Raw genomic sequence first — 16,281 nt, 5'->3', positions numbered from 1 at the left:
AAGAAGGTGTCGACCAAGGAGCCTGGTCGACATGATCAGAGGGGAAAAAGGTAAAGAAGGTGTCGACTAAGAAGCTCAGTCGACATGATCAGAGGGGGAAAAAGGTAAAGAAGGTGTCGACCAAGGAGCCCGGTCGACATGATCAGAGGAAAAAAAGGGAAAGAAGGTGCCGACCAAGGAGCCTGGTCGACATGATCAGAGGGAAAAAAGGTAAAGAAGGTGTCGACCGAGGAGCTCGGTCGACATGATCAGAGGAAAAAAAGGTAAAGAAGGTGTCGACCAAGAAGCCTGGTCGACATGATCAGAGGGGGAAAAAGAGAAAGAAGGTGTCGACCAAGGAGCCCGGTCGACATGATCAGAGGGAAAAAAGGTAAAGAAGGTGTCGACCAAGGTGTAATATCGGTACGAATAAAGGACCGAAGAGAGGAACGCATAATCTAAAAAATGCAGAATAATTAGGTGAACAAAGAGGAAAATCACCATACTCAAGTGTGAAGCCTGATTTTCACAAAAAAGGAGGGATGTTGATATGGTTTGGCCGATGGTGATAGGAATCGTTGGTGGGATTGCGATTTTTTTATATGGGATGTATATTGCCAGTGAAGGATTGAAGAAATCGGCTTCAAATCATTTGAAAAAGTTTTTAACAAAGGTGACGAAGAACCAGTTTTATGGGGCTGTTGTTGGTATATTATTGGCGGCAGTTTTGCAGTCGTCCAGTGCCGCAACGGTGATGGTTGTTGGGTTTGTGAATGCCCGTTTATTAACACTCCGGCAAGCGATGGGCATTATGTTGGGATCGGCTGTTGGTACAACCTTAACGGTGCAATTAATTGCCTTCAGGTTAACAGATTATGCCTTGCTTTTTGTTGCCCTTGGAGTCGGTGTTTTTTTATTAGGAAAGGAAAAGGTTCGAGCTCTTGGTAGTGTTTTATTAGGGTTTGGGTTTGTTTTTTATGGAATGGGTATGATTACAGCGGCGATGGAGCCCGTTCAAAATAATCCAGAGTTAACAAGTACCTTTGTTTATTTAACGGATAATTTATATGTAACCGTATTCATAGCGCTTATTTTTACGGCGATTATTCAAAACAGTGCCGCGACGATTGCGATTGCGATGACGCTTTCAGCAAGTGGTTCACTTAGTATGGAAGCCGCTGTGGCTATTGTTTATGGGGCTAATATCGGAACCGTAGTAACCGCGCTTATTTCGAGTATTAGTGCTTCCAAGGATGCGCAACGAACCGCGGTGGCACATGCTCTTTTTAAAGTAATTGGTGTTCTCTTATTTTTGCCATTTACCCATTATTTTGTTGTTTGGCTGGAGCTTTTTAGTGGTGGAATTGAAAGGCAAGTGGCGAATGCCCATACGATTTTTAACATTATTAATTTGGTTGTGTTGTTACCGTTTTGCTCGAAGTTCGCTGATTGGATGCTAGTGATTTTACCTGCGAAAGAGAAGGCAGAAAATCATGTGCAGTTTTTGGATAAGGAAAGTTTGGAAGTGCCAACCATTGCGTTAGTTCAGGCGAAAAAGGAACTTGGTCATATGGCGGAAAGTATACGAGTAAATATGCTTTCAGACTTCGACAAATTACTATACCAAGAGAACTTAAGCCATCGACAAGCGGTCATTCGTCATGAAGACCGGATTGATGCTACGTACAAGAGTATCTATCATTATTTACAAAAAATCACTCAGAAGGACTTGAGTGACGAAGAGTCTGAGGAAAGCTTGAAGTATTTATATATCAATAACCACCTAGAAGGGATTTCGGATGCTATTTACCATATCGCGTTAACGACGGGGAAACTTGAGGTTGCTCAAGTGCAATTACAGGATTGGGAGCGTCAGGGGATTTCACAGCTTTTTGAAGAAGTGTTAACGAGTTATGAAAAAGCAATCCAGGCTTTTGAATTTGTAGACAAACAACAAGCGATAGCTGTCATTAACCGCAATCCTATTATACTAAGAAAGGAAAAAGAGCTTCGCTTTCAACATTTTCATAGCGGTACCAATCAAAGCAGTCGCCTGAGTTCTGTTTACGTAGATATTATGAATGAACTGATTATGGTCAATCATCATGTCGTGAATATTTCTTATACGGTGAATAATATGGTGTAACTTCACTTCATTCAGGGTACATGCAAAAAGCCTCCAAGTTTGGGAGGCTTTTTCTTCATTATTCGGATTGATGTTGAATAAGCCCTGCCATCGCGTATAAGATAATCGTGGACGCAAAGTGGGCAGAGAATTGACTAGGGTCCTGCTGTGGATAGACTTCGACAAAATCCATACCGACAATTCCGCGTTTGGAGATCTCATGAACTAGTGTGAGCAGCTCATACGAGGTTAGGCCATTTCCGTCAACGGGGCCACCAGGATTAAAGGCGTAATCGAGAACATCGCTACAAATACTAAGGTAGACAACATCGACATCTTGACTTGCCATATCATACATGTGGTGAGCGAGTTTCCTCAGATCCTGTGATTCACGGATATCATTAATTGTTAGTGTGACAGCTCCAGCTTCTTTGGCATTACGCCCACTTTCAGGCTTATTACGTGGTCCATGAATACCCGTGTGGATAATACTTTCGTTACGCACGCCTTCTAGTTCGTATAACCGTTTGAAAGGGCTGCAACGTGCATATTGGTCACCATTATGGGAAGGAAGGTTATCATAATGGGCATCAAGGTGGATAATGCCAACCTTTTTACCAGATTGCTCAGCTAAAGATTTGACAATAGGATAAGTAATTCCATGGTCCCCACCAAGGCCAATTAGGAATTTGCCGCTTTCCCATAATGGTCTTGTGAAATCTTGAATCTTGGTCATTGTTTCATCAACATCGGCAGGGGTAACATCAACATCACCGACATCACCAAGCTTTAAATGCTCAAATACATCAATGTGGTCAAGCTCTGGTAGATAACCGCTGTAACGGGCAGAGCTAAGCCTCATCACTTTCGGGCCGAGCTCACAGCCCGTATAATCGCCCCAAGTGACCGCACCTTCCCATGGAACTCCATAAATAATTGCATCGACATCTTGATAGTTTTTATTCTTTGTTAAGTTTTGCGAATCTAAAAAGCACGGTGTATTTCCGTAAATATAGTCTGTCATTTTTAACAACCTTTCATGGGGTTTTGTATAGGAGTTAGCTTAAAGTGCTCTACTCGTTTTCAAAAATGCTGAGGGAAATGGGGGCACGCCTTATGCAAGTGGGTCCTGAGCTAACCGGCGAAGCCACTGGAACTCATTGCTCTTTTTTCTTACAGGAATCTACTCTACTCTCTCTTTGATCGTGCAAGCTCACTGCTTTTTGGGCTTCTCATTCAAATCAAAGTGAACGAAAAACCACCAGTCGAAGAGCAAAATACAACTTCCAATTTTCTTGCGAGTGAGCTGGCTTGTAAGTCATCAGCGAGGTTTTATATAAAGAATTAATCTTTGTGAAAGCGAATAAGTTCTTCGTTAAATTTTTCTTGTTCGTCATAAAATAAACTGTGGCCGCTGTTGGCGAATGGAATTAAGGTTGAGTTCTGAATCGACTTTTCCATCTCTTTGGCGAGGTCAAACGGACATATTTTATCTTTTTCACCGTGGAAAATCGCCGTTGGTACGCTGATGTTATCAATACACGGTCGCAAATCTTCCTCCCTTAACGCTTCTGCTGACTGAATAGTTGCATGTCCGCCTGCTTCAAGTGTTAAAGTTTTGAACCAATCAGCGAAGTGTTCACACACACCTTGACTAAAAAATTGCCCACCAAAATCATGTAACATAGCTGGTCTGTTTGTGGAAGAGGCTTGAATGAGCTCATCGACGTTCTCTTTTGGGATACCTGCAGAAAAATTCTCTCTATTCGTAAAAGCTGGGGCGGCTGCTCCTGCTAAAATGAGCTTAGATACTCCATGTTCTAAGTGCCTTGCCATATAACGAATACTGATCGCTCCACCCATCGAAAAGCCTAATAACGTAGCATCCGTGATCTCAAGCTGGTCAATCACCTCTCTAAGGTCGTCCGCCATACGATTGTAGTCGTACCCTCTATGCGGTTTATCCGACTTTCCGTAACCCCGCATATCGATACCGATAAAACGATAACCCTCTTTTATAAGAGCGTTCGCTTGATACTCAAACATTCGCTGATTAGCCGGCCAACCATGTAAGAAAATCACCGGTTTCCCTTCACCAATATCTTCAACAAAAAGTTTAATACCTTTTTCAACTTCTATATAATGTCCCACTAATATCAGCTCCTTTTTCATATCTTTTCCTTCTTGCTTGAAAAGTTAAACGTAGGTTTGCATAGAGAACTTCAATTTTGGGGTGGAAAATATGGTGGTAAGACATTGACTATAAATGCTAATCTATGAAGGTTCAAAAACGATTAAATAACAATGTATACTTTTGAATGGTAATAAAGGCGACTATGTGGTAGGAAAAGTGAAAAAGCGCCCATATAACCCCGAGCAAACGTGGAATCGCGGGGTTACGAGCGGAAAAAGGGCTCGCAACCCCGAGCAAAAGCGGAATCGCGGGGTTACGAGCGGAAAAAGGAGGAGAAACCCCGAGCAAACGAGGAATCGCGGGGTTACGAGCTGAAAAAGAGAGAGAAACCCCGAGCAAAAGCGGAATCGCGGGGTTACGAGCGGAAAAAGGAGGAGAAAGCCCGAGCAAAAGCGGAATCGCGGGGTTGCGAGCGGAAAAAGCAGGAGAAAGCCCGAGCAAACGAGGAATCGCGGGGTTACGAGCGGAAAAAGGGCTCGCAACCCCGAGCAAAAGCGGAATCTCGGGGTTGCGAGCGGAAAAAGCAGGAAAAAGCCCGAGCGAAGGTGGAATCGCGGGGTTACGAGCGGAAAAAGCAGGAGAAAGCCCGAGCAAACGCATAGCAAATGGAAATACGCAGCAATGAAACACGAAAATTAAGCTCAATCAGAGCCAACAGAAAAAAACAGCCACCCAAAACAAAAACCGCCTCCCTAAAAAAGAAGCGGTTTGCCGAGTTTCTACTCCACTTGATAACTTATTGTTTGAAATAGGCTTCCATGATCATTTGTACAGTTTCGTTTGACATGTTCAGATGATCGAATTCTGAATCAGCTAGTAGTGCTTGGGTATTGTCATCTTTAAATGTTAGGGCACCGGCCAGGTAGACGTTAAATACAGCAATTAATTCGTTAAGGCGTGTTTCTGATGGTGATAATTGATAGTCTTTGCCTGCCTCGATGACATCGAGTTGGCTAAACTGTAATGCATCACGTAGCATGACGAGTAAATCATAATTATGTGGTGGTTGTGGGTTCGTAATATGATAAATGATGTTAGGCTCTGCTTTGGTTGTGGCGAGACTTAACACATTAGCGACATAATCGACCGGTACTAAATTAGAATTTCCATTTGAGTTTGCAACGAGTCGATAGCGCTGGTTACGACCTTCCTCTGTCCGAGTGACACGACGCTTGAATAAATCAACCGCACGCATAAATCCATATAATGTAAATTGCGAATCAGCTTCACCTGTTTTTGAATCACCGACAATAATTGATGGTCTTAGAATAGAAACATCCATTTGATCGGCATAAGAGAAAACTAAATGCTCCGACTTCACTTTACTTTCTTCATAAGGATTATTGTACGTAGCATCAACCTCGTAAAGCCTTTCCTCACCAACCGCACGTTGACCGACCGTATAAGCTGTACTTACATATAAAAATTTCGCGGCACCTACTTTTGCTGCGAGCTCTAGACAATTTTTCGTACCATCATAATTGACTGCAAATAATTCATCACGTAAATCAAGGTCGAATTTGACGAGAGCGGCAAGATGGTAAAAGATATCAACACTAGATAAGGTAGCAATCGCCTCTTCGGAGAGACCTAAATCGGCTGAGGTGATATCGCCTTGTAACAGGTGAAGTCGCGTTTGTTGTTCGTCCGTTAGCTTTGAACGAATTAGTTCACCTTTTTGAACGTTTCGAACAAGAACGTATAATGTATGATCAGGTTTTGCTATTAGTGATTGAATCAATTTTCCGCCAAGAAAGCCAGTAGCTCCAGTTAAGAAAATTTTCATGGGGACACTCCTTTGAGCTATGAACTTTTCTTCATAGTTTTGATTTGATTTAATAAAAATGAAATCGAAGCATGGTTAAATTCATGTGGCTTTTCAATATTACAAACATGTCCACATTGTTCAATAACAAAAGATTTTGCATGGTGGTCGCTCTTAATATCGGCAAGCAAAGGCTTAATAAATAAGTGATCCTCACGGCCGGAAACATAGAGCTTAGCAATTTTATTCGGTAGTTTTCTCGAATTTTGATACACGCATTCTACTTTTGCTACGATATTATACCAACCTAAAAAATCGGCACGTTCCATTTTAGTAGCTTCTCTAATAAAAATATCTCGAGAGCGTTTATGATTTTTTTTAGGTAACATAATGCGTGCGAAAAGCTTATAAATCCACAGATGGGGGGTGAATGTTTTAGCGACATTACCCATTTTTAATAAGACTTTACTGAACAGGTTAAATCTAGTTACGGCACCTGCCATAACTACGCTTTTAATTCGTGATGGGGCAAGCTCTAATAGTTGGTGGATAACAATCGTTCCGAGTGAAACACCGACAAAGTGAGCTTCCTTAATTTTGATATGATCAAGCGTTTTTAAAACTTCTTCGGCAACGGTTTTAAATGTAAAAGGTTCTTTATATGAATAGACATTGGGTGATTGTCCATGTCCTGGTAGTTCTATCGTGATGACGTTAAAATGCTGCTTAAAAGAATCCATCTGATTTTTGAAAATGGAAGAATTTCCACCTAAACCATGAATGAAAATAATATCTGAAAAATGAGGTTTCCGTTGATGAATTGTGTATTCTAACATAAAGCACCTACCTTAAATAAAGCATCCTTTCTATTATAGGCATTAGATGTTTGACGGATCACCCACTTTTATGTCGAAAAATATGTAGATATTGTGAAAGATGACTCTTTCAGTGGATTTTAAGGGCATCTGTATATTGAAAAAAACTGAAAGTTAGACTTTATAGACTAACTTTCAGGAATCGTATGCCATGGCTTTTTTCCATTCAATATCCACATCCCAATTATCAAATGAGCCACTTAAATGAAGCGTCATTTCGTTATGTTCTTCGTGGTAAATGTAAGGAAAGTTTAAGATGCCTTCTGACTTTACTTGTGGTAATAATTCTGATTGGAGTTCGGGATTATCGGCATCAAAGTTGTATTCAGTCTCATATTGGCTGTTTCCTACTAGTAAATTTGCACGGTGTGATCAGAAATTGCTGGTATTTTCTGAGTTATTTCTGATTGTTACATAAACATGTAAATCTTTTTCTCCAAATTCAATTTTAATTTGAGAAGCACCTTCAGATGTTTGTTAGTCAACACTATCATGAAGGAGATGACAAGCGTAGGGGAAGCTGGGGAAAGTTTCATTGCTAATCTTTGAAGAAGAGTAGTAAAATAGAAGGAAAAGGTCATGGAAAAGGAGAGGTTTTTGTGCACATTTTAGTTACAGGTGGAGCAGGGTACATAGGTTCACATACGGTTGTCTCTTTAATAGAAGAAGGACATTCAGTTGTCGTTGTCGATAACTTAAGTAATAGCCAATTATCTGCACTTGATAGTGTGAAAAAAATTACAGGTAAGGATATTCCTTTTTATCATGTTGATGTAACGGTTGAGTCCGAGTTAGAAAAAGTTTTTCAAGCTCATTCATTTGATGGTCTGATTCACTTTGCCGGTTTAAAAGCAGTAGGTGAGTCGGTAGAAAAACCGCTTGCTTATTACTACAATAACCTTGTAAGTACAATGGTATTAGCGAAGTTAGCTCAAGCATATGGTGTGAATCGTTTTGTTTTCAGTTCTTCAGCTACGGTTTATGGTGATAATCAAGTCCCATTCCATGAAGGCTTGGACTTATTACCAACGACGAACCCTTATGGTGAAACGAAGGCGATGAGTGAAAGGATTTTGAGCGATGCTGCTAAAGCAAATCCTAATTTTGCGGTATCTATTTTGCGTTACTTCAATCCGGTAGGAGCTCATGAGAGTGGATTAATTGGTGAATCTCCAAATGGTATTCCTAATAACCTAATGCCTTTTGTTACACAGGTTGCAAAAGGAAAGTTAAAGCAGCTTCGCGTTTTCGGTAATGATTATGATACGGTTGATGGCACGGGTGTCCGCGATTATATTCATGTGGTTGATTTAGCAGAAGGCCATGTTGCTGCTTTAAATCATTTAACGGAAGGTGCTCATATTTTTAACCTTGGGACGGGTAAAGGGACGAGTGTCTTAGAACTAGTAGAAGCTTTTGAGAAAGCAAATGAGATTGAGGTTCCATATGAGATTGTTGACCGTCGTCCTGGGGACATAGCTTCATGTTATGCAGAAGCATCAAAGGCTAAGAAAGAATTAGGTTGGACAGCGAAAAAAGGAATTGTTGAAATGTGCCGAGACTCTTGGAAGTTCGAGAAGAACTTTCAAGGCTAAGCATTAAGACACTTTAACCCCAAAACAACCTATTGTTTTGGGGTTTTCTGCTGGTAATTGTTTGAGAATGGTGCCTTAATGTGGCGATTGCACAAGGGAAGAGGGATGGAAAGTGAGTCAAAAGGAAAGGGCAGGAGTAAGTGCACGAAAAGGGACGAACGTGACAGTTACTCAAAGGAAGCAGGTGAGTAAGTGAACGAAAAGGGACGAACGTGACAGTAACTCGAAGGAAGCAGGTGAGGAACTACACGAAAAAGGCTGAACGTGACAGTAACTCGAAGGAAGCAGGTGAGTAAGTGCACGAAAAGGGACGAACGTGACAGTTACTCAAATGAAATGAGGTAGTAACTATTTCTAACGGTGCTTATACAAATATTGGTTGCGCTTATTTATCATCATTTAGCTCTTTGATAAACAAGAAAGATTTGGCTCTTTGCTTCTGGATTTTTATTCAATTAGATTTTGTTCTAATCAATCGCCACCAACAAGCATGAAAGTGGGTTTTAATCTTTACTGGTGGCTCTTCAGTCACTTTGGTTTTTGTTGTTATTTTTTAATGGATGTTATTTGTGCTTGAGAATATGAAGTACCCAGCGAAGCATGATTTTCGGTAGCGACGAGAAGATCTCCGCATATCGCTTTGAATTAACCTACATACAAAACAATCTACAAAGAAAGGGGAAATGAAATGAAGCAATGGATATCTTGGGGAGCTGTTGTTGGATGGATGGGGCTTATCTTTTTCCTATCACACCAGCCAGGCGACCAATCAGGGCAACTGAGCTCAGGTATGACAAAGCAACTCATACATATCATTCAAACACTTTTACCATTTATCAATTTAGAGATGGAGACGCTGCATTTTTTTATTCGAAAAGGGGCCCACTTTTTCAGTTACTTTGTTCTGGCCATCCTCATTTATAACGCCATTTTACAGAGTGGATGGAATAAACGTCTAGCTCCTGTTTATGCTTGGAGCATCGCCACGGTTTATGCGATGACTGATGAGTTTCATCAACTTTTTATACCTGGTCGATCGGGTGAGGTGCGTGATGTTGTGATTGATAGTGCAGGTTCACTGTTAGGTGTAGCTTTAGTTGTAAGTATTTTGTGGATGAGAAAAAGGTTGAAATAGAGGTGTCCTGCCAATTTTTTTACCTCAATATTTGTAAGACTTCTGCGTGTATGGACCTTATTTGTGAGGTCTGTACGCGGATTGATAATAGAAAAATGTTCGAATAGGATGGAATCGAATCTTATTTTGCATGACAACAAGCATAGCAGAGAACATGTCCTCGAAATAGAAGTCTTTATTAAACCTCACTTTTTAAAAGTCAGCCCCAATAAAAATTCATGTTTGCACCATAATTGATGATGTAGCTTCAATGTAAAAAGTCCCGTCAAAAAAGTTATAGTTTTGGCAAAAGTGACCGGAAAACTTAGTGATAAACCATGACTTTATGACTGATTACTTGGACTGTTTTATTAAAGTTGAAAAGAATATTAAAAGTATGAGTTTATTATCATAAATTTTCCTAACTAGCCATTTATCCATATATGTTTACATTTTAGATAAAGTCTTACTAGTACTATTTAAATGGGATAAAGAGCTTAAAAAACCACTCTTTCGCCGTTGTATTAACATAATATTACGAATTATTTAGTTGCTGTTATTTCCATTATTTTTTATTTACATACTTCATAAAAAACGGTGACGATGTTGTTGAACGGATTTCCTGGCGAATTATTAATTTTTGAAATCCTACAATACCAAACAGTTGCAGCTTACCTTTATAATCTTTTTCCGAAGTATTAATATCCTCACTGCTGCACTTTGCCTCTGTAATCTTTTTCCGTTTCATTTAATCTCCCAATGTCTCAATGCTTCCCCTAATATCTATAATTTCTTCTTTCATTATCGAAATGACGCCAAATGATTATTAAGATTGTAATCTTCCCGCTCAACAATACGTAGTTAACTTTACATGTCATTCATAACGAATTCATAGTTACTTGTTATTCTGAACATAAGACGTATAGGGATGGATTTTCTAAAAAGTAAGGGGGTATGAAGTAGTTGGCTAATTACTTATTCTTACGTGGTAATAGAAATCGATATTTCTTTCATGATATTGCAACGGGTCTTATGCAATACGGACACCAATGTTATCAATTCCGGTTTGAGTTAGGAGAACGATTTTTGCAAACATCAATGAAGACTCGGTTTGCCCCAACTTATGTGAGTAAAAAAGAATATCCGATTTCAGATGAGGAGCTTTCCCGATTGGATATTTATCAAATACGTTATCAACAAATAAAAAATAAACATGTTAAAAATACAAAATCATTGTGTTTGTATAAACGATACATGTGGATGTTGGACCAATTTATTGAGAAAAACCAAATTGATATCATTTGTTTCTTTAATGGTCATCATTGGTTAGACCAAATTGCTATGTATATTGCGAAAAAGCGCCAAATTGAGATACGTGTTTTTGAAGAGGGACATTTCAGACCTTATACGATTACATACGATCGACAAGGTGTTAATGCTTATGCCTCAATCCCGAGAGAGCGTGCATTTTATCAACATGTGAAAGTCGACCGAGAGCGGTATCCTGAGTATGTGTTTAAGCCGGAAAGTTGTTTGGTACAACAAGGAAAAAAGGATTCATTAAGTAAGCTTGCGTTGATCAAAACAGTTAATCATATAGGTAGTCTATTAGGAATTCACCCGAAGCTTTACGAACATAGTAGCTTCCTAGAATCGGTTCGATATTTTTGGAATAAGAGACGATTTGCGAAGAGGGGCGAGGATGATATTGATTGGCCCAAAGAGTATATTTTACTTCCGTTTCAAGTTGAGCACGATACGCAAATCCTCTTCCATTCACCCCATATTTCAACGATGGAGGAGTTACTCGAGAGAACACTCATGGCTGTTCGTGAAGTTATCGAACGAGAAAATCGTCATATTCATGTGATGGTCAAAGAACATCCTGAGGAGCATGCTAGAAATGCTTATTTAGATTTAAAGCAAAAGTATAAGCAAGACGAACAAGTGATTTTTGTTACCAAACATGAAGTGGAACCTTTAATAGAAAAAGCACTTGCTATCATTACGATCAATTCAACCGTTGGAATCGAAGCTCTTAGCCAATATAAGCACGTCATAACATTAGGAGAAGCCCTTTATAATATTGAGGGTATTGCTCACCACTGTCCGCATCCTTCACACTTGGCGGAAACATTAGCCACCGTTTTAAAACAAGAAATCAATCAGGAGTTAATAGACCAGTTTCTCTATTATTTACGTTTTATCTATCAAATTGAAGGCTCGATTCATCTTCGTAACCGTGAGACGACTCATCATATTGTTAGTCGTATGGTTAGTGAACAGAGGAGGATACAAAATGAAAGCTATCGCCATTATCCCAGCCCGATACGGGTCCACTAGATTTCCAGGAAAACCACTGGTCCTTATTAAAGGAAAACCGATGATTCAAAGGGTATATGAGCAAGTGGTAAAAAGTAAGGAGCTAACCGATGTTATTGTTGCGACAGACGATCAAGAGATTGCACAGGTCGTGAAGAACTTTGGTGGGCAAGTCGTTATAACCGAACAAAAACATGAAACGGGTTCCGATCGAATTGCTGAGGTCGCCCAATCATGTGAAGCGGATTTTATTGTCAATGTGCAAGGAGATGAACCGTTAATTCAACCGCAGTTAATAGACGATTTAGTGAAGGCTGCTCGTCAAGCACCTGACGCAGTTATTACGGCCAAAGTTGCCATCAAGAATAAAAACAGCATTAGCGATCAAAATGTGGTCAAGGTTGTGACAGCTCATGATGGTCACGCATTATACTTTTCGCGCTCGCCGCTTCCTTTTAATCGAATGGATGCAGATATCGTCTATGACAAGCATGTTGGCATTTACTGCTATCCCAAGGCTATTTTACAAGCGTTTGTTGGGCTCGCTCCTTCTTATTTAGAGCAAGCAGAAGGACTTGAGCAGTTGCGTTTACTAGAGAATGGTTATCCAATCAAAGTCGTCAAGACGAATTATGAGGCAGTTGGTGTGGATACAGAAGCAGATATTCAAAAAGTTGAGAGATTACTAGGAGGACCACTTTATGCCTAATCTTGTTCGTTTAAATGATGAAATGATATTCGGTGAAAAAAACCCATTTGTTTTAATGGCTGGACCATGTGTGATTGAAAGTCGTGAACTCGTATTCGAAACAGCGGAAAAGTTAAAAGAAATAACAGATAGATTACAAATTCCTTTTATCTTCAAAGCATCCTTTGACAAAGCTAACCGTTCTTCGATTCATTCTAGTCGAGGACCTGGAATCGAACAAGGACTTGAGATTTTAAGTGAAGTGAAAGAGCAATTCCAAGTGCCCGTCACTTCCGATGTCCATGAACCTTATCAGGTAGAAATGGCGGCAGATGTTCTAGACATTATCCAAATCCCTGCGTTTCTTTGCCGACAAACCGATTTACTCGTTGCGGCGGCTCGAACGGGGAAAATTGTCAATGTCAAGAAGGGCCAATTTTTAGCCCCTTGGGATATGACCAATGTAGTGAACAAGTTAAGAGAATCAGGTGGCGATCGTATTTTATTAACCGAACGTGGAACAACGTTTGGATATAATAATTTAGTTGTAGATATGCGTTCTTTGATCACGATGAATGAACTTGGTGTACCGGTTGTGTTTGATGCGACTCATAGTGTGCAAATACCTGGTGGCAATGGGACAACTACAGGAGGAAAAAGAGAGTTTGTTCCTTATTTATCAAGAGCAGCAGCAGCTGTAGGGGTTAGCTCTCTTTTTATTGAAACACATCCAAATCCTGATCTAGCCGAGTCTGATGGACCTAATATGGTGAAGTTAAATGAGTTAGAAGAAGTTTTGAAGCCAATTCTAGACATTGATCGTCTCGTTAAACAAATCTAATTTTGAAAAATGGGAGGCTAAAAAATGGATATCCTAGCTAGCGTTTATAAAAGAGAGAACCATATCGAAGTGATGAAGGGTGTATTAGAGAGAGAGGCTCACGCCATCTCGGAGTTAATTTCATCCCTTGATTCTAACATGGAAGAGGCTTTAGAGCTAATGTTACATTGTCATGGAAGAGTCGTCATTACAGGTATTGGCAAGTCAGGGATTATCGGGAGAAAAATAAATGCGACCCTTGCAAGTACAGGAACGCCTTCCCTATTTTTGCATCCATCTGAAGGGTTACATGGTGATTTGGGCATGGTCAGAAAAGGAGATATTGTGATGGCTATATCAAACTCAGGTGAATCAGATGAGGTCATCCGTTTAATTCCTTCTATTAAAAGAATTGGGGCAAAAATGATTGCGATTGTCAAAAATTCGAATTCAACATTAGCGAGGCATTCAGATGTCGTTTTAAATATTGGTAATGTCGTAGAAGCTTGTCCATTAGGCCTTGCCCCGACTACAAGTACGACGGTAACTTTAGCCCTTGGGGATGCGTTAGCGGTTGCTTTATTAACTGCGAGAAAATTCCAACCTGAGGATTTTGCCCTTTATCACCCTGCTGGTTCCTTAGGCAGGAAGCTTTTATTAACTGTGAATGATGTCATTGGAAAAACAAAAAAGAACCCGATCGTGTATCGTGATGATAGTGTCAAAGAAGCTCTTTTTCAAATGACAGCACATGGTATGGGAGCCATTTCGGTCGTCGATCAAGCCGGACGATTAGTTGGCATTTTAACGGACGGTGATATTAGACGGGCATTTGCTTTTTCAGAAGAAGTGTTAGAAAAGCAAGTAGACGAATTATGTAATAAAACACCACTTGTAATCGAGCGTGTAGCATTAGCAACAGAGGCATTAGAGCTAATGGAGGCGAAAAAAATCAACGTACTTCCGGTCATTGATAATAAAAATCAACCCGTTGCGATGATTCATCTCTATGACTTAATGAATCTAGGATTATAGGTGCGAGGGAAGATGGAAGTTCGATTAATGGTTTTAGATGTTGATGGAGTGTTAACCGATGGGAAGTTATACAAAAGTGAAGATGGACGCGAGATCAAAACCTTCCATACACAGGACGGCCTCGGTATTCGCTTTGCTCAAGCAAATGGTCTAGATGTTACGATTATTAGTGGGAGAGTCTCCGTGGCGGTGGAAAACCGTGCTAAAGAATTAAAAATTGAATATGTCTATCAAGGAATTAAAAATAAAGTAGCGGTGCTAAATCGTCTCTTGTCTGAATTATCGCTAGGTTTAGAGCAAGTATGTTATATCGGTGATGACTGGAATGATCTGCCTGTGATGAATAAAGTCGGTTATCCATGTGCTCCGGCAAATGCAGTGGAGCTTGTTAAACAGCAGGCTGTATTTGTTACAGGGAGGAAAGGTGGAGAGGGTGCGGTCAGGGAAGTGATTGAGCATCTATTAGAGGGGAAAATTAATGAGTTGTCGGTTCTTCGTTATTTGGAAGAAGAAGCTGCAATCGTTCAGTAGAGGGTGAGGTTGATCGTATGAATTCATGTTTAATTTGCCAGAAGCATGATGAATTAAATGTAGGATTAATTGAAACAGAACATTGGCTCCTCACTCATGGTCCATTTGAATCGCAAATACTTGGCTATGTTTACTTAGAGCCTCGTCGCCATCTTGAGAATTGGTCGGAGATGACACAGCAAGAGGTAAGTGAAATGGGCATCCAAATTCAAAGAGTAGAAAAGGCTTTGAATAATCTCTTACCATTGCAACGATTATACAGTCTCACGATTAGTGAGGCTGTTTCCCATATTCATGTTCACCTCATTCCACGACTAGACGGACAGGATAAAAAAGGCTTACCACTCATTGAAAAAGCCACACAGCAAAAGACTGATAAACGCAACATCAATGAGCAGGAGTTTAACCAGTTTTTGCAGAGGTTGAAGGAAGAGCTGAGGGCGGTAGTGATGGAGTGAAAGTGAGGGCGGGCGCTGTGTGCCGTTGGAGTACGTGGTAAAAGCACGGATTTTGCTAGCTGAAAAAAGCAGAAGTAGTGTAAGTGAATGAAAAGGGCCTAATCGTGTAGTTAGTCGAGGGGAGGCAGTGGTAAGTGAACGGAGTTAATATCTTACATACACTTTCAAACAAAACATCTATGTCGGAGCTAAAAACTGCTCCGACACCAACAAAAATGAATGTGTGGTTACGTCCTTTACTGGTGGCTTTTCATTCAATTTGATTTTGCTCTTTTTCGTTTTAAAAGAAAGGAGTTAGATTGTTTTATTACTTGAGAATAAGTACTAACCTAGTGGGCGAGTCATGCGGAGACTCTCACGAGAAAAGCTCCCGTGGGACATAGTGGCAGTGCTGAAATCCACTAGCGAAGCTAGTTAGAGTTCAGCGTCACGTGATTGTCGTGGAGCATGATTTTCGATAGCGGCGATTAGAGCTTTATGTTCGCACTAACGTTTATATAAAACTTCCATGATGACTTGCCGCAGCAACGCATCATCAACAAAGATGAAGGTCAGTTATCGCCTAACGATTAATCAAGGTTTGTGAAAATATGGAAGTCAAACCATGTAGTATCTGCACAAAGAGAGGGTTAATGTGCAGATACGGAAGCTAAACCATGTAGTATCTGCACAAAGAGAGGGTTAATGTGCAGATACGGAAGCCAAACCATGTAGTATCTGCACAAAGAGAGGGTTAATGTGCAGATACGGAAGCCAAACCATGTAGTATCTGCACAAAGA

At 40.2% G+C, this 16,281-nt stretch carries 15 protein-coding genes; 9 read left to right on the top strand and 6 right to left on the bottom strand.

Annotated features, from left to right (window positions below; all coding sequences use genetic code 11):
* Positions 1-529 precede the first annotated feature (529 nt).
* Positions 530-2,125, top strand: coding sequence for a Na/Pi cotransporter family protein (locus tag PQ479_RS16420; protein ID WP_047987097.1), 1,596 nt, complete (start codon positions 530-532; stop codon positions 2,123-2,125).
* 58 nt (positions 2,126-2,183) lie between these two features.
* Here the strand turns inward: PQ479_RS16420 and PQ479_RS16415 are convergent, their stop codons facing one another.
* The 5 genes from PQ479_RS16415 to PQ479_RS16395 all read right to left on the bottom strand — a co-directional run bounded on the left by PQ479_RS16415 (position 2,184) and on the right by PQ479_RS16395 (position 6,899).
* Positions 2,184-3,128 (bottom strand): agmatinase family protein, encoded by a 945-nt coding sequence (locus PQ479_RS16415; protein ID WP_047987098.1) that lies wholly within the window; start codon positions 3,126-3,128, stop codon positions 2,184-2,186.
* A 320-nt stretch (positions 3,129-3,448) separates the two neighbouring features.
* Complete coding sequence (locus PQ479_RS16410) at positions 3,449-4,255, bottom strand: alpha/beta fold hydrolase (protein ID WP_047987561.1); 807 nt, start codon at positions 4,253-4,255, stop codon at positions 3,449-3,451.
* A 133-nt stretch (positions 4,256-4,388) separates the two neighbouring features.
* Positions 4,389-4,943 (bottom strand): hypothetical protein, encoded by a 555-nt coding sequence (locus PQ479_RS16405; RefSeq protein WP_273717093.1) that lies wholly within the window; start codon positions 4,941-4,943, stop codon positions 4,389-4,391.
* 91 nt (positions 4,944-5,034) lie between these two features.
* The gene (locus tag PQ479_RS16400; RefSeq protein WP_047987100.1) at positions 5,035-6,084 is read right to left on the bottom strand and encodes an SDR family oxidoreductase; all 1,050 of its coding nucleotides are present in this window, start codon (positions 6,082-6,084) and stop codon (positions 5,035-5,037) included.
* 17 nt (positions 6,085-6,101) lie between these two features.
* Positions 6,102-6,899, bottom strand: a complete 798-nt coding sequence (locus PQ479_RS16395) for an alpha/beta fold hydrolase (RefSeq protein ID WP_047987101.1) — start codon at positions 6,897-6,899, stop codon at positions 6,102-6,104.
* 638 nt (positions 6,900-7,537) lie between these two features.
* On the opposite strand from PQ479_RS16395, the gene galE reads away from it, so the two are divergent.
* Positions 7,538-8,533, top strand: a complete 996-nt coding sequence (gene galE, locus PQ479_RS16390) for a UDP-glucose 4-epimerase GalE (RefSeq protein WP_047987562.1) — start codon at positions 7,538-7,540, stop codon at positions 8,531-8,533.
* A gap of 688 nt (positions 8,534-9,221) precedes the next feature.
* Positions 9,222-9,668, top strand: coding sequence for a VanZ family protein (locus tag PQ479_RS16385; protein WP_047987102.1), 447 nt, complete (start codon positions 9,222-9,224; stop codon positions 9,666-9,668).
* Positions 9,669-10,212: 544 nt separating this feature from the next.
* On the opposite strand, the gene PQ479_RS16380 is transcribed toward PQ479_RS16385, so the two are convergent.
* Positions 10,213-10,395: a hypothetical protein gene (locus PQ479_RS16380; RefSeq protein ID WP_047987103.1), complete on the bottom strand. Its 183-nt coding sequence runs from the start codon at positions 10,393-10,395 to the stop codon at positions 10,213-10,215.
* 215 nt (positions 10,396-10,610) lie between these two features.
* On the opposite strand from PQ479_RS16380, the gene PQ479_RS16375 reads away from it, so the two are divergent.
* Genes PQ479_RS16375 through PQ479_RS16350 form a run of 6 tightly spaced genes read left to right on the top strand, consistent with a single transcriptional unit; the run spans position 10,611 to position 15,501 of the window.
* Entirely contained in the window at positions 10,611-11,990 is a 1,380-nt protein-coding gene (locus PQ479_RS16375; RefSeq protein WP_047987104.1) for a capsular polysaccharide export protein, LipB/KpsS family, read from the top strand.
* Positions 11,947-12,678, top strand: a complete 732-nt coding sequence (gene kdsB / locus PQ479_RS16370; protein ID WP_047987105.1) for a 3-deoxy-manno-octulosonate cytidylyltransferase — start codon at positions 11,947-11,949, stop codon at positions 12,676-12,678. Before PQ479_RS16375 ends, kdsB begins: the two co-directional genes overlap by 44 nt.
* Positions 12,671-13,498: a 3-deoxy-8-phosphooctulonate synthase gene (gene kdsA / locus PQ479_RS16365; RefSeq protein WP_047987106.1), complete on the top strand. Its 828-nt coding sequence runs from the start codon at positions 12,671-12,673 to the stop codon at positions 13,496-13,498. The genes kdsB and kdsA overlap by 8 nt, the downstream gene beginning before the upstream one ends.
* A 24-nt stretch (positions 13,499-13,522) precedes the next feature.
* Complete coding sequence (locus PQ479_RS16360; RefSeq protein ID WP_047987107.1) at positions 13,523-14,512, top strand: KpsF/GutQ family sugar-phosphate isomerase; 990 nt, start codon at positions 13,523-13,525, stop codon at positions 14,510-14,512.
* Between the two features lie 12 nt (positions 14,513-14,524).
* A complete protein-coding gene (locus tag PQ479_RS16355) occupies positions 14,525-15,043 on the top strand; it encodes a KdsC family phosphatase (protein ID WP_047987108.1) in 519 nt (172 codons plus the stop codon).
* Between the two features lie 17 nt (positions 15,044-15,060).
* Positions 15,061-15,501 (top strand): HIT family protein, encoded by a 441-nt coding sequence (locus tag PQ479_RS16350; RefSeq protein WP_047987109.1) that lies wholly within the window; start codon positions 15,061-15,063, stop codon positions 15,499-15,501.
* Positions 15,502-16,281: the final 780 nt, after the last annotated feature.

It is taken from the genome of Alkalihalobacillus pseudalcaliphilus, from assembly GCF_028610675.1.
Classification (GTDB): Bacteria; Bacillota; Bacilli; order Bacillales; family Bacillaceae_D; genus Alkalihalobacillus; species Alkalihalobacillus pseudalcaliphilus.
Note: the sequence above shows the minus strand (reverse complement) of the source record. Positions and strands in the feature narration are given on the sequence as shown.